The following is a 14,448-nucleotide window of genomic DNA, read 5'->3' as shown; positions in this document are numbered from 1 at the left end:
GCAAATGAAATAGAAATAAAAATCCCTATCCCTGAGATTAAAAATCCCCAAGCTGATACTTTTTTATGTTTTTTAATCAATATAATTGAAACAAGCCCTAATATTGAAAAAATAAATGCTGCAAATGACAGTCCGCCAAGACCAGTTGAATCACCTGTAACTGCCTCTGATAAACCACCCATAAATACTGCAAAAAACGAACCTACCAAACCTGAAATAACTCCTAAAATTCCTAACACCATTTCACCAGTTCTTGAAATTGAATTTTTCATTTCTTTCCCTCCAAATATCTTATATAGTTTTTAACTATCTGTATAGTATCACGGGGTATAGGACAGAAATTGTCTGTTTTTAAATTTTATTGAAATGAATTTTCAAAAAATAAATATTTTGTAACAATATAATTAAATATTAATTATTTCTATATAAAGAAAAAAGCAGTTCTCTAAGGAACTGCATTACTAATAAATTTATTCTGTTTTCCATATTTAAATTGAGTATTTCATAATGAACAAAATTAATATAGACTGTTTATTATCATTAATATCATATTGCTAGTTACCCTTTAACAAAATCAATTCAACCTGCTCTGGTAACATCATTTCTTTTAATATAGCTGTACAATTAATAATCTCTGCATTTTCTTCACATTTATTAAACATTTCCATCATTATTTCATTATGATTAAAAACAGAGAAATCATTTCCAACACATAACAACAAAATTAAAGTTGAATACTTTTTAAGATTGTCCATTGGTTTTATCTTATCTATTAATTTGCTAACTGAACTAAAAATTATTTCATCATCATTTTTACTCTTAGAAAAATTCTCTACAATAAAACTTTTGTTTCCCATAACTTCTTTAAAATCTGTAGACTCAAACATATCACCCATATGTACTGTTGGAGATATTATTTTAGTGAATTCTACTATCATTTTACATAATGTATTAGGATTATTGTGGGCAACATATATATTGTTTGTATCTACGAAAGGTTTTATTTCCTTTTGATTTTCCTCTGTGTATATATTAATCACCGAATAAATATTAATACCATCTAATCTCTTTATTTCTTTTTCATATCCATTATCAGATAAATCGACAATAAGTATATACTCTCTTCTTTGCTCATTATTATCTGTAGGCTTTTCTGTAAGGAATTCCACTGGATACCTTCCAAAATCATCAATGTACATATCATTATAATACTCTAAAATATTTTCTTCCCACTTATAAATAAATCTTTCCGCTCTTTCTCCGATGAACAGAAAAGTAATTAATTTTTCTTCTGTATCGATCATATAATTGGACCCCTTCCTTTAATTTATAATATATAATACATATTATTTATTTTTTGAAAATAAAAAAGTTACCTATATTTATATTATATTTAATATTTGTCTTATTTGTGGTAATAACCCCTCTACAACATTCGTAATTTCATTTTCTTCATTTTCAATTAAATCTATACAATTTTCAGAAAAGCGCTTAAAGTTATATATCTTGCCCCCACGGTCATATATGTACTCCCACATAAGAGCTATCGGAGTATTTTTCTTAATATCTCCATTTACTGTAACTATTGCTTTTTTACATTTATCAAATATATCTGAGTAATTCTTTTCTACATTTTCAAGCGGAATTAATTTATAATTGCCTTCTTCTTTTCTGCAGAATGAATAATAGTAATACAGATTATCATATATTTCTATCCCAAAACTAAAATCAATATCATTTTCGAAATTCTTTATTAAAAAATTAAGCTTAGGGATTTGTTTTGAAATATAATAATTCTTCACTGCTGATTTATCAAATATTATTGTTTTGTAACCGGCTTTATTAATTTCTGTTTCAATATTATTAAAAAAGCTCATCATAATTTGTGATTTTGCTATTGGCAAAGATTGCTCAATTGCTATAGCACTTTCAAACACATCCTTATCTTTAACTAATAATTCCATTATTTCATTCAATTCATTACTCCCACATTCTTTATTTGACAATTTACATATTAATATTTTATATTGTCTTACTACTTCATAGAGATTTTGCATTTGTTTTATTTCTTTACAACATCTTTCTAACCATTCATCAATTTCACGAGGATAACTAATACAATAAACTGGATGCTTTAATTCTCCAATTCCTTTTTTAGGAAGATGATTGTCTAAGCTTAAATACAATATAAACATTTTTTCACTATCTCTGTTATAATATTTCGTCATTTTGTTATAGTAGTTCTCTAATTGTCTATCTTGGTCCTCTGCATATATTTTATTTTCAATAATGAATGTATAACCTGTTTTAGAAAATAAAATTAATACATCTATATTTTCTTTTTCTCTATAAACAATAGCATTATCAAAATCACTAATTTCAAAATTAGGTATAGTAACATCTAAATTACTATTAATAGTTTCAACAAATAATTTCAAAAACAAACCCTTTAAATTATGTGACCCTACAGGGTTTAAAAGCTCAAATATAAATTTTGAGTGAAGCATAACTTCATCATTCTCATGCCTTAATATTGTGAAAATATTAAAATCATTTTTAGAATAATCTTTCTTTATTATTTTATTTACATTATCTAATAACAATTTATCCATAAATATTATCACTCCTTTGTAAATGAACATTTCAACATAATAAATAGCTGAATATTCAAAAATAAAAGTTGCTTAAACCATTTGTTATCGTTAATATAAATCAAGTTCTTTCATTACTTTAATATAATTGCTTATATATGGTTTTAATACTTGTTTAGTATTTTCTAAAAAATCTTTTTTATTTGTTTTAAAACTCCAATATGCCCCATTATATGTTTCACTATCAAATTTACTATCATTGCTAGGCTTTAAATCTAATTCCATATATTTTTCTGAAAATTCATTTAATATCTTACTATTAGCTGAGTAATATTCTATTATAATTTCACTAGAATCAGAAAAAATATTTTCATATATTCCAATTGATACATCATAATTTGAAAATATACATTTGTTTATAAATAAATGATTCATTACAACGAAATATTCTCCTGCTGGATCTTTATAATTTTTCCAACCATTCGTTAGATCTTCCTCACATAATAATTCATATATTCTATTATAAATTCCATTCACAAATTCATCTCTTTCTTCTGAAAATGGAATATCATCTTTACTATAATTGCTAATAAAATCATCAAGCATTTCTCTTTTTTCAGGCATTATAATTTCAGGAACATTTGCACTATATTCATATATATCAATAGAAGATAAATTACATGCTAATCGTGCTTCTGCAGTACATTCTGGTACCACTAATATCAGGATAGGAGTAAACATTTTCTCTCCAAATATCTCTTTCAGAATTGAATTTTCAGATGAATATTCATTTATTATTCTTGCTTTATATTCAAGAATTTGTCCAATGTTTTCTCTGTAAAATGGTACTGCTTTAAATTCAACAATTACTGGTCTACCACTTTTTTTATCTTTTAATATTAAATCTGCTCTTTTATTTTCAGTAAGCTGGTATTCCATTCCTTTATTTTTAAGCTGTGGTATTATCTCATAATCTAAATTTAATAACCATGGGTAATCTGCTATTAAACATTGTACTTCTTTTTCACTCAAATCCAGTACACTTTTATTCATTTTGATACCTCCAAAATTTTGTTTATCACAAAATGCTACAACAATCATTAACACCAAACTAATAGTTAATTTACAAATTAAGTACTCACCAAAATAATTATATTAATTAATATAATTTCATAGTTACTTATTTTTTCCATAAAAACATCTTGTCTACATTTTATATTATTTCCAATAATTTATAAAGCATTTTAAGTATTTTTATATAAATATATACAAATTTGTAATAATAGATAGAACTACATGAAAAGATTTAAAAGAAAGCTAGTAAAAAGCTGCCGCTTATTACTAGCTAAAACACAAAAACTGATGAATTTTTCCCGAATTCATTTTCTCACAAGCATTCCTCTAGGGTCTAAATCAATTCAGGAAAAATTCTTTGATTAAAGTCTTCCAGTACAAGCATTACAAGCTCTAAAAGCGTAGAGCTTACAATGCTTGTACCGGAAGGGATTATCACTTTAGTAGGTTTTATTGCCGAAAATAGCTGGTGGACAAGCAAAACATACTATCACTCTAAGAAAGTATGCCAAGCTTGTCCACCAGCAGCTCTAACTCCACATTTATTAATAACCTTACCACTGTTATACCAGGTAGATTTATCATATAAGTTTATAATCCTACCATTAAAACAACAAATTAGCTTAAATTAAAGAGCTACAATATTTATTATTTTACTTCAAATATACCTATTACAATTATTATCACACTCATAGCTATATATACCACTACTGTCACTAATTATCTTTGCACTAAACCCCACCACCCAAAATACTTCAGCGTTTTATTGAGCATTTCTAAAGCTAGATAAATCTTTCGATTCCTCAAGCTTCATCTAGTTTAAGAACTGCACAATCCTCCGCCTTGTATTTAGGGTACCCGGTGGAGTGCCCTATGACATTATTTAGTGCCTTTACTATTATTATATCTGCTACTATTACACACCGAATACTTATATCAAGTCTTAATTTTCTGCCTAGAACTTAATTTTTTCATTATATTTAGTAACTGCAGCTAAGGGTGGACTAGCTTTTCAACTAGAAAAAGCATGTACAAGCATTAAAAAGTCTTGTCCATATCTTTCAGCTTCAAAGCTGGTCCACCTATTTGCCTACGAAGAAATTCTCTGCAGGTCCTCAATCGGAATTTTATAAACTAGCCCTGCCGGACTAATTTACAAAATAATTTAACACGGCCCACCCACCCTCCATTACTAGAATCTAATTATATATCAATTTCTTATATACACAATAACATAACGTTTTCCTTGCAGTTCTAATAAAGATTTCCCATAATTCCTTATCTCCACTCATACAATTACCTTCTCTTACTTCGTTACACATGCACCTTTTGAATTCATTGTATCAGCTAAATATTCCTATTAATCTAAAAGTAGTACAAGCCTGAAAATCAAACTTGTACTACTAGAATTTTACTGCATATAATTAGATATTTATAATATCTAGTATTCCAAAAATATCTATTTTATAACACAAAGTCAAAAGTCTTTCGATCTACTTTTTTAATATTTATTAACAATGATGTATAATGCCAAAAACTAAAAATAATTGGTTGTATTTTTTCAGAAAAGTCATTAAATATATCATCATATTCAGTTTCAATAATTGCTTGGTCTTTATTATAAAATAACTCTAATGCTTCTTCCATAGATTTTTCCTTAATGCTTTCTTTATTTTTAATAATAATATTAAGTGTTAGATTCAATGTATCCATCGTCTGATATGTAATTTCATCATTATTGTACTCACTAGAACTAAGAGAATTACATAACAACAAAAAAGTTTTACAAATTGACAACATTTCTTCATATGGATAAAGTGCATATCCATTATAATATTTATTCTCAAGTTTCTTAATAAACACATGTACTATATTCATATCTTTATGTTTTTCTTCCACTAATTTACCTAGGTCAACTTTAATCGGTTCGGTTACCTTGAATAATTTTGCTAATTTTTCACAATATCCATTATCATTCAATTTTTCAGCTGGCAAAACAATATTGAAATAGTTCCATTCTTTTGCTTTTTCTACTGCTGATGCAGTTCTATATGCAACACCATCAAAATTTTTATGCTCTCTTATCCAAAGTAACAATTGCTGTGGAAATATATATTCTTGAATAAAAGCATTATTTCTGCTTACAACTTGCATTGAGCATGCTACTCTTAGCGGATGGGTTACTAAGTATTTAATCAAATATAAATCTGTTTCATCTTTCTTTTCAGGTTCGTTATAATAATCTAGAGATATAGCACTAATCAAATTTACAGGTTTACAAGTAAAATTAATTAGCTTTATTCGTTCTTCTCCTAAAATATTAAAATCAAAAGAACAATAACTAAATTTTGTTGGCATACCACATTCGAACCAACAAAGTGGCATTCCAGTAGATAGGTACAGACAAGGATATCCTGGAATGCTATATCTATATGATTTAATTAGTTGTCGCTTCCCCATTGGTATATGAAACATATCTAATCGAGAATACTTATTTTCACCCGACCTTATTCTAAAGAGGTTTTTAAATGATTCATTCCCAATACACCTAATATTTTTAATATTTATATATTTTTCTATCCTTTTCATCATTTCCTCAAAGTAACTATAAAAGGTTTTCATATTTGCTGAATCATACAAATCAAATATTTCAATGATATCATTGCATAACTTTCTTATTATTGGTATTTTTTCTTCTACTAAAGAATAACATTCATCCCTCAAAAAACAATTAGACGATTTAATTAGTGCTTTTTCCAATGATTGAATATATTCATCAAAATAATCTTTTAAAAATTCCTTTACAGTTTGATTATTTCTAGAGACTGGGAGCCTATGTGTTAGTATAACATTAAAAATATTATCATCAGGTAACATAAATCCACCTCTTTCTTTAATTTATTCACCAATTTTATTCTTAAAGATAACTACTCAAAACACCCTTTCTACATTTTATAATATTTCCAATAATTTATAAAGCATTTTAAGTAAATTTGTAATATTATATCCAATTATGTAAATTAAGCTGTAACTTCCTAAGTAAATTCATAAGAAAAGCTCCTAAAAAGCTGCCGCTTATTACTCGCTAAAAGAAGAAAAATGATAAATTTTTCCCGAATTCATTTTCTCACAAGCAATCCTTTAGGGTCTAAATCAATTCAGGAAAAATTCTTTGATTAAAAGCTTCCAGTACAAGCATTACAAGCTCTAAAAGCAAAGAGCTTACAATGCTTGCACCGAAAGAAATTATCACTGTAATAAGTTTACTGCCGGAAAAGACTGGGGGACAAGCAAAACATACAATCAATCTAAGAAAATATGCCAAGCTTGTCCACCAGCAGCTTCAATACCCCACCTATTTCAGTACCTACAACTGTTCTCCTAGGTAGATGTTTCACTTCAAATTGTGGTTCAAACATTAAACTATATAACACTTATAATCACCAAACAACATCAGTAGACACAATACTATTCACATAATTATACCTCCTACTAGTAGTAAAAAGCCTTCTCTAAACTCCACCGTTCAAAATAAGTCCTTATTTTATATAGCACTTGAAAAACTATAAAAATCTTTCAGCTTGAGAGCTGATCCAGCCTTTTGGTATAAAATTCACACTGCCGCTCTCAATGGATTGTATACATAGTTCTTTTTCATTCATTAGAACACTTATCTAGTAAATCCTGTACTTTCTGTTTTTCCTGATTAATTAGTTCATAAAAATATTTCTTTGGATTTTCTCCAAAGTTTGGTTTCACTCTTCTACTTCCCTGATTTGCATTTATAATTTCTAGTATTTTAATGGAATCACCTTTAGAAAACAGTGTCTCAATTAAAGATTGTATTCCACCATCAGCATAGGTATTTATAAATATATTCTTTAAAAGAATGTCATTTGTAGCAAACATAAAAATATCATTCATAGTTTTTTCAGAGTAATGAAAACAACTCCAATTTGATAAATAATTGAGATCCCACGCCTGATTCTTACATCCTTTAAATATTTTTTCTATATCATTACTACCAGAATTTTTGGGTGGTTTAATCCCTATCTGGTTTGTAAATAGCATTGTAATATAAGAAATAGTACTTTCACAAATTAATAGGAATTTGTAATTCCATTCCAAAAAGTCCAGCATTTTTTCAATTGGAGATAAATTATGTTGTTTATATAAATAAACAACATGTAGCATTTCAGCAATATGCATAAGTAAATGGTCATCATCTTCGCTATAATTTATATCTGTAATAAAAGGCTCACTAGGTAATTGGCACGAAGGAATTTTATCAATTGCCCCTTCTGCTAAACGCAACCATATCATACTAGGATAGTACTCAAAAATATTATTAAATTCTTGCAATTCGACTTTAGTATCTATCTCATTATTAATTTTAGTAGCAAACTCTTTTAATGCGAGACCTGCACTTGCAGGATAATTATTCATAATTATCCATGTCATCAATAATGCGATTATCCTCATTTCTTCTTCATTTTTTAAATAACCGTCACGTGAAAGTCTCAACAGACTACTTAAGAGATTTCTATCAAGCATAATAATAATTCTTTTGCTATTTTTAAGACTCGATAGTGCTTTGAAGTCAATTTGTCCTTCTTGTGAATATCTTGGATGAAATATAAGTTGTAACTCACAAATTGTTTCCCAAATAAAATTGCATTCTTCTCCATCCATCGCTAAAACACTCATATTTACCTCCTACACTATAATCATATATAATTACGAAACTCTATAGTTTTATAAAACAACACTTTTAGTAATTGATTTAATCACATCTATTGCTTTCGCTACACACTATCTTAATGGAATCTTAGAGATTTCAATTTTTGTTTTATACAAACCACACGATTTAAGAAAACTCTTTAATTCCTTCTTATTTTGAAAACACTTTGGTCCTAGAATGATTTCAGTTACTAATGTATCGCTCCATATTTCTGATAAATTCATTGAATAATAACTTCTAATAGTATCCCCAAACATTCTATACTTTTTATTAGTTCTTAAAACCTGTAATTCTTTAGCCAGTTCAAATGTGTGTTTACCAATATTAAAGAATAGTTCTTTATCCATTACTGATGAATCTGTGTTGCGATTAAAATATTCTGATGTTTGTTCCGCTTCGCCTTCTTCCAAATAAACACGACATTCTTTTTCATTAGAAAATCCTAAGTGCTTAAATCGTGGTTTTAATGTTGATAAGGTTGTATAGTATACCATTGTAAAAATATGTTCTGCACGTGCTAAATTATTATTTGTAGTATCATTGAATCCATCTATTTTTGCCATAATTGATCCTTTAGCATACTCAACTTGTTCTTTATAAGAATATAATATTTCTGTAGTTTGAAGCCAATTAGCAACAATATCTGGGAGTGCATAATTAGAGAATAAATGTCTGATTAATTCAATATTCAATCCTATGCAAACCCCTTTACAATTATCTGCGTATCGCTCCCAGTGAGTAAGACTATCTTTATCCTCTACCAATGAAAGCCCATAATATTGATATTTAGGTCTAATCTTAATGTACTTTTTGTCATTTGGTGCATTCTGAATCTCTTTTAGCATTGCAAAATAATCTGTATCTTTATATTCTATTTTTAATTCCTCAATAGCTTGTTCTATAATATTTTTAGCAATTTTTAATTCCATTGAATCATTAGAAGATTCTAATGATGTTAACCAAAATGATCTGCTGTTTAAGATTCCATACAATGCTCCAACACTACAATAATGATAGACAACTTTATCTTTAAAGCCTAATGACTCTCTAAATTCTGTCTCATTCACTTTACTCCCTCCAAACGTAATCATTATTTCACAAAACGTCTTCACTTACTTAATTTACCTATTGCTGCAAAAATAAAAAAACATACATAACTCTTATGGTTTGACTCGGTTTCGTAGGCTTGATCACCTAAACCACGAACAATATATACGAAGCAGTAATATCTTTATTATATAGCGACTATATCGTAATCTTTGCAATAAAGACCCTATCTATTACTTTACCCTATAAGATGATTTTGAAGTATTAATACTAATATCACATGAATTATAACCATATTTGCTCAACAAGAAAAAAATATCATCTTCCGTTACTCGTGAACTTGGCCCAATATTAATTTCTGTTATAATATCTTTAATAAGCAATTTATCAAACGCTAAATCAACATACCCAATTATCTGGTCATCTCTAGCAAAATAATCAAGTGGACTCAAAACATAGTTATTAAATCTTTTTTTCTGAGTAAAAACTTCTTTTAAATAACCATCAAATGACTCTGTAGTCATGTCCGGAGAATATATAATTCTAACCTCATCTTCTTCTTTAAAAGACGGATTTTTCATGTAGCAACTAATCTCAGCTAAATCATCACAAACAACTTCGCAAAAAACATCAAATTCTTCAATAAAATACTCATTAAAATTATCACTCATTCTAATCGTGTCACTATCAAACATGCTTTTCATATATTTAATTGCATTTTGAACAATAAATTCTATTTCATCTACCTGATCAACTAAATCATATAAAACATCTTCAAAATAAACTTTATTCTTATCGCTATTAGCTTTAGAAATTAACTTTGAATTAAATCCAATGGAAACTCCTTTTCCATCATCCCCATATGCTCTCCATTGACTTAATAAATCCCCATTTCTTGAAAAACACGTAATATAACTTGAAATCTTAACATCATATTTAATCATTTCAAGGATATACTCAAGGTGATTGTGTATTCCTTTATCGTACCAATAATCTTCTTTTAAATTAATAGTAATTTCATTTTTCTCAAATGCTTTAATAAGTGAATCTTCCAAAATTTTAAGTATCCATTTTCGTTCCATATAATCATTTGTTTTACTTAAATCGCATAATCTTAAACTTTTATTTGAAATTATAGCTATAAATGTGTCTAAGCTACAATAATGATAATAACATCTGCTCATAAAAACCTCCATTAGGTACTAAGTATTGTTATTGTGTAATGGTATTACTAAATTCATAAAGTAAGTAATAATTTTTAAAATATCAACTATATATATAATATTTTTATTAATTAAAAAATCTAATCTTAAAAATACCTTGTCTACATTTTATAATACTTTAAATTATTAATAAAGCAATTTAAGTATATTTGTCATATTTTATCCATTTATGTAATACAAATTATATTATTTATATACTATATCCCAAGTAACGCTCCTAAAAAGCTACCGCTTAATACTCGCTAAAAGAATAAAAAGGAGGAATTTTTCTCGAATTCATTTTCTCACTGGCATTCCTCTAGGGTCTAAATCAATTCAAGAAAAATTCTTTGATTAAAAGCTTCCAGTACAAGCATTACAAGCTCTAAAAGCAAAGAGCTTGTAACGTTTGTACCGGAAGGGATTATCACTATAGTAAGTTTATTGCCGAAAATGGCTGGTGGACAAGCAAAACATACACTCACTCTAAGAAAGTATGCCAAGCTTGTCCACCAGAAGTCCTACCACCACACAAACTAAATTATTACTACAGTTATACCAGGTAGAATTATTATTTCTATTTATGGTCCTATCATCAAATCTACAAAACATTTATAATTACTGAACTACAGTGTTACTTCTATTACTGATAGTATACTCATTACCATTACTACACCTATACCTATAGCTGTATACATTACTACTATTACTAATAATCCTTGCACTAAACCCCACCACCCAAAATACTTCAGCGTTTTATTTAGCATTTCTAAAGCCAGACAAATCTCTCGATTCCTCAAGCTTTATCTAACTTAAGAACTGCACAATCCTCCGCCTTGTATTTAGTGTACCCGGTGGAGTGCACTATAACATCATTTAGTGCTTTTACTAGTATCATCACCACTACTAATACACACCGAATAATTTCCCAAGTCTAAGTATTCTGCCTAGAACTTAATTTTTTCATTATATTTAGTAACTGCAACTAAGGGTGGACTAGCTTTTCAACTAGAAAGTCATGTACAAGCATTAAAAAGTCTTGTCCATATCTTTCAGCTTCAAAGCTGGTCCACCTTTTTGCCTACGAAGAAATTCTCTGCAGGTCCTCAATCGGAATTTTATAAACTAGCCCTGCCGGACTAACTTATAAAATGATTTAACACGGCCCACCCACCCTCCATTACCGGATAATATGTATACACCGATTACTTATTCTGAGCTATAAATATTATTTATTTTTTTTAACTAAATAATTTTCCTCTTCAATTTAACTCGATTTTCACTAAATTCCCGGCTGTGGGCGGCGGGTGGGGCCAGTTTTAATCATTATTAGTCAAGCGTTATTGGACAAAGGAGGAAAAGCCAGTTACTATTTGGGCTTGTCCCCTTTGTCCAATGTTGCTTGACTAATAATTTCCTTCAGTTCTTTGCTTTTGCGCTCCGACGGGTACCCATAAGAGCAATTTGGAGGGCTGTGTAGCTCTTAGCTCATAAAAGGCTGGAGGTACGGAAGACTTAGGAGTTTACACATATGAAACTTAATTTGTACTTGTTCAAAACTCCATGCTTTTAGGAGTTATGGACTAGTACAAATTATTAGTTGAATTGTAAACTCCATTAGGGGCTTAGAGATACTCAGCAAAACAATGAAGCTAGTTGGGTGTCGGGAATTAGCGCCCAAATAAGTAGTAATAGCAGTAGTACCTATAATAAGAGCTATACCAGTAATAACAATAATAACTTTAACTACGCATTCTATTTTTTCTTTCAATTATTTTAGTATAATTATATGCTCTTCCTTTTCATAAACAAAAGGTCCTGAAATAATACATATACTAAAATCTCTATCCCCCATAAGAAAAGTAGTACTCTACTAGGCTAATGTTTTTTCGATGGACAAGCTTGGCATACTTTCTACTGGTGAGTGTATGTTTTGCTTGTCCATCGCCCTCTCTACCTCGAAGTAAATCCTAACTAAAAATCCTTCTCTCACTAGAGGGAGGACAAGAATTGCATGCTCTACTAAGATTGGAGCTTGTAATTCTTGTCCTCCCGATGGTTTTAATCAAAGATTTTTTTATAAACTTATTCGCAGAATTAGATTATAAAAAAATCATCCTTTTTCTTTCACTAAGTGTAAATAGCGATAGCTTTTTACACGCTTTCTAGGCAAATACTAAGAATAGTAACTTCTCAATGTTAGCTGCAGTTATTTCTCTTTTATTAGCGGCACAAAACTATGTAAAATGAAATACTTATTGTACTGCAATTTGTCAGTATAAAAAAATCAAGATAAATGAATAACTATTTATTTCAGCACTAAACTTAGACAAAAGAGGAAGGACAAGCTTTATAATCTTATGTTTTCAAGTTTATAAAGCTTGTCCTTCCGCTCATAAATTCAAAGAATTTTTTTAAATCGCTTTAGTGTAAAATTCAAATATATTCTTTGCTCTTTTAAGAAGAATATATTTTACTTTTCACGACAATGGATTAAAAAAAATTCATCATTTAGTTCTTTAATCTTTTGCACTCCACCGGGTACCCATAAGAGAAATTTGGAGGACCGTGCAGTTCTTAAGCTACAGAAGGCTTGAGGAATCGAGAGACTTATGGAGCTTTAGAAATGCTAGGTAAAACAATGCAGCTCGTTGGGTGGTGGGAATTAGTGCCCAAATCATTAATATTACTATATATACTAATACTACTATTAATAACATCTATAATACTCATACTATCTTAATTCCATTACTTATTAAAAAGTATTCTAATTTAGTGATCAATATTATTTAAATTTAAATATTTATCAATCTGCACTAAAAATCGAAGTAATGCACATACACCTTCTACGGCATCATTGAACTTGCTTTTTGAGTTTTCGATGGACAAGCTTGGCATACTTTCTACTATTGATTGTATGTTTTGCTTGTCCATCGACCTCTCTACCTCGAAGTAAATCCTAACTAAAACCCTTCTCTTACTAGAGGGAGGACAAGAATTGCATGCTCTACTAAGAATGGAGCTTGTAATTCTTGTCCTCCCGATGGTTTTAATCAAAGATTTTTTTATAAACTTATTCGCAGAATTAGATTATAAAAAAATCATCCTTCTTCCTTCACTAAGTGTAAATAGCGCTAGCTTTTTACACGATTTCTAGGCAAATACTAAGAATAGTGACTTCTCAATGTTAGCTGCAGTTATTTCTCTTTTATTAGCGGCATAAAACTATGTGAAATAGAATACTTAGTGTACTGCACTATTCAAGCAAAAATCAAAATCAAGACAAGTGATGTACTAAATAAAACAGCACTACATCTAGATAAAAGAGGAAGGACAAGTTTTATAGTCTTGTCTTTTTAAGTCTATAAAGCTTCTCCTTCCGCTCATAAATTCAAGGATTTTTTCACACTCTTGTTAGACCTAAAAGGAATACGTAAGAGCAATTAGATTGTAAAAAAATCTACCTTTACTTTTTATGATAGTGTTCTAAAATCCTTATAATTTAAGCTTGCTATTTGGGCCTCTAGGGTTTTAGTGAAACCCTAGAGGTGATCTTACTAATGATTATTATAATGCACAATAACTACTTATTTTTAATAGATCTAATTCATAAGTTTCTTAATTTCTTCCTCTTTCAATCCAGTTTTTTTTGCTATTGTCTCTACATCCAATATATCTAACAAACTCTTAGCAATTTCAATTGCTTTTCTATTCTCACCTTCTTTTATACCTTGTTTTATACCTTCTGTCTTAGCACTACTTATCATATTAGCTCTCTCATGTAGTGATTTTT

11 protein-coding genes and 1 pseudogene are annotated in these 14,448 nt (G+C 28.8%); 1 reads left to right on the top strand and 11 read right to left on the bottom strand.

Annotated elements, in window-relative coordinates; translation table 11 throughout:
* The 4 genes from ACVHXK_RS17885 to ACVHXK_RS17870 form a co-directional block, all read right to left on the bottom strand.
* Window positions 1-272, bottom strand: a 272-nt coding sequence (locus ACVHXK_RS17885) for a DUF4064 domain-containing protein (RefSeq protein WP_461207772.1), incomplete at its 3' end; no start/stop codon positions are given.
* 282 nt (window positions 273-554) lie between these two features.
* A complete protein-coding gene (locus ACVHXK_RS17880) occupies window positions 555-1,304 on the bottom strand; it encodes a hypothetical protein (RefSeq protein WP_461207771.1) in 750 nt (249 codons plus the stop codon).
* A gap of 78 nt (window positions 1,305-1,382) precedes the next feature.
* Window positions 1,383-2,612 carry a PDDEXK-like family protein gene (locus ACVHXK_RS17875; RefSeq protein ID WP_461207770.1) on the bottom strand — a complete coding sequence of 410 codons (1,230 nt, stop codon included), beginning with the start codon at window positions 2,610-2,612 and terminating at the stop codon, window positions 1,383-1,385.
* 90 nt (window positions 2,613-2,702) lie between these two features.
* On the bottom strand, window positions 2,703-3,644 hold the full coding sequence (locus tag ACVHXK_RS17870; RefSeq protein ID WP_461207769.1) for a PDDEXK family nuclease: 942 nt from the start codon (window positions 3,642-3,644) through the stop codon (window positions 2,703-2,705).
* 434 nt (window positions 3,645-4,078) lie between these two features.
* Between ACVHXK_RS17870 and ACVHXK_RS17865 the strand changes: the two genes are divergently transcribed.
* Complete coding sequence (locus ACVHXK_RS17865) at window positions 4,079-4,297, top strand: hypothetical protein (protein WP_461207768.1); 219 nt, start codon at window positions 4,079-4,081, stop codon at window positions 4,295-4,297.
* 832 nt (window positions 4,298-5,129) lie between these two features.
* Here the strand turns inward: ACVHXK_RS17865 and ACVHXK_RS17860 are convergent.
* The 7 genes and pseudogenes from ACVHXK_RS17860 to ACVHXK_RS17830 all read right to left on the bottom strand — a co-directional run.
* On the bottom strand, window positions 5,130-6,542 hold the full coding sequence (locus ACVHXK_RS17860) for a hypothetical protein (RefSeq protein WP_461207767.1): 1,413 nt from the start codon (window positions 6,540-6,542) through the stop codon (window positions 5,130-5,132).
* Window positions 6,543-7,319: 777 nt separating this feature from the next.
* Entirely contained in the window at window positions 7,320-8,372 is a 1,053-nt protein-coding gene (locus tag ACVHXK_RS17855) for a hypothetical protein (protein WP_461207766.1), read from the bottom strand.
* Window positions 8,373-8,477: 105 nt separating this feature from the next.
* On the bottom strand, window positions 8,478-9,473 hold the full coding sequence (locus tag ACVHXK_RS17850; RefSeq protein WP_461207765.1) for a DUF2971 domain-containing protein: 996 nt from the start codon (window positions 9,471-9,473) through the stop codon (window positions 8,478-8,480).
* Between the two features lie 213 nt (window positions 9,474-9,686).
* Window positions 9,687-10,637 carry a DUF2971 domain-containing protein gene (locus ACVHXK_RS17845; RefSeq protein WP_461207764.1) on the bottom strand — a complete coding sequence of 317 codons (951 nt, stop codon included), beginning with the start codon at window positions 10,635-10,637 and terminating at the stop codon, window positions 9,687-9,689.
* A gap of 344 nt (window positions 10,638-10,981) precedes the next feature.
* A complete protein-coding gene (locus ACVHXK_RS17840; RefSeq protein WP_461207763.1) occupies window positions 10,982-11,158 on the bottom strand; it encodes a hypothetical protein in 177 nt (58 codons plus the stop codon).
* A 2,269-nt stretch (window positions 11,159-13,427) separates the two neighbouring features.
* Window positions 13,428-13,589, bottom strand: a complete 162-nt coding sequence (locus ACVHXK_RS17835) for a hypothetical protein (protein WP_461207762.1) — start codon at window positions 13,587-13,589, stop codon at window positions 13,428-13,430.
* Between the two features lie 668 nt (window positions 13,590-14,257).
* A pseudogene (locus ACVHXK_RS17830) lies at window positions 14,258-14,448 on the bottom strand (Rpn family recombination-promoting nuclease/putative transposase); the annotation flags it as partial.

It is taken from the genome of Clostridium sp. DL1XJH146 (genome assembly GCF_054819755.1).
Note: the sequence above shows the minus strand (reverse complement) of the source record. Positions and strands in the feature narration are given on the sequence as shown.

Excerpts from the sequence above, each read along its gene's own strand:
- ACVHXK_RS17880 (WP_461207771.1), bottom strand. The coding sequence starts at position 1,304 with ATGATCGATACAGAAGAAAAATTAATTACTTTTCTGTTCATCGGAGAA.
- ACVHXK_RS17875 (WP_461207770.1), bottom strand. The coding sequence starts at position 2,612 with ATGGATAAATTGTTATTAGATAATGTAAATAAAATAATAAAGAAAGAT.
- ACVHXK_RS17870 (WP_461207769.1), bottom strand. The coding sequence starts at position 3,644 with ATGAATAAAAGTGTACTGGATTTGAGTGAAAAAGAAGTACAATGTTTA.
- ACVHXK_RS17865 (WP_461207768.1), top strand. The coding sequence starts at position 4,079 with ATGCTTGTACCGGAAGGGATTATCACTTTAGTAGGTTTTATTGCCGAA.
- ACVHXK_RS17860 (WP_461207767.1), bottom strand. The coding sequence starts at position 6,542 with ATGTTACCTGATGATAATATTTTTAATGTTATACTAACACATAGGCTC.
- ACVHXK_RS17855 (WP_461207766.1), bottom strand. The coding sequence starts at position 8,372 with ATGAGTGTTTTAGCGATGGATGGAGAAGAATGCAATTTTATTTGGGAA.
- ACVHXK_RS17845 (WP_461207764.1), bottom strand. The coding sequence starts at position 10,637 with ATGAGCAGATGTTATTATCATTATTGTAGCTTAGACACATTTATAGCT.
- ACVHXK_RS17835 (WP_461207762.1), bottom strand. The coding sequence starts at position 13,589 with ATGGACAAGCAAAACATACAATCAATAGTAGAAAGTATGCCAAGCTTG.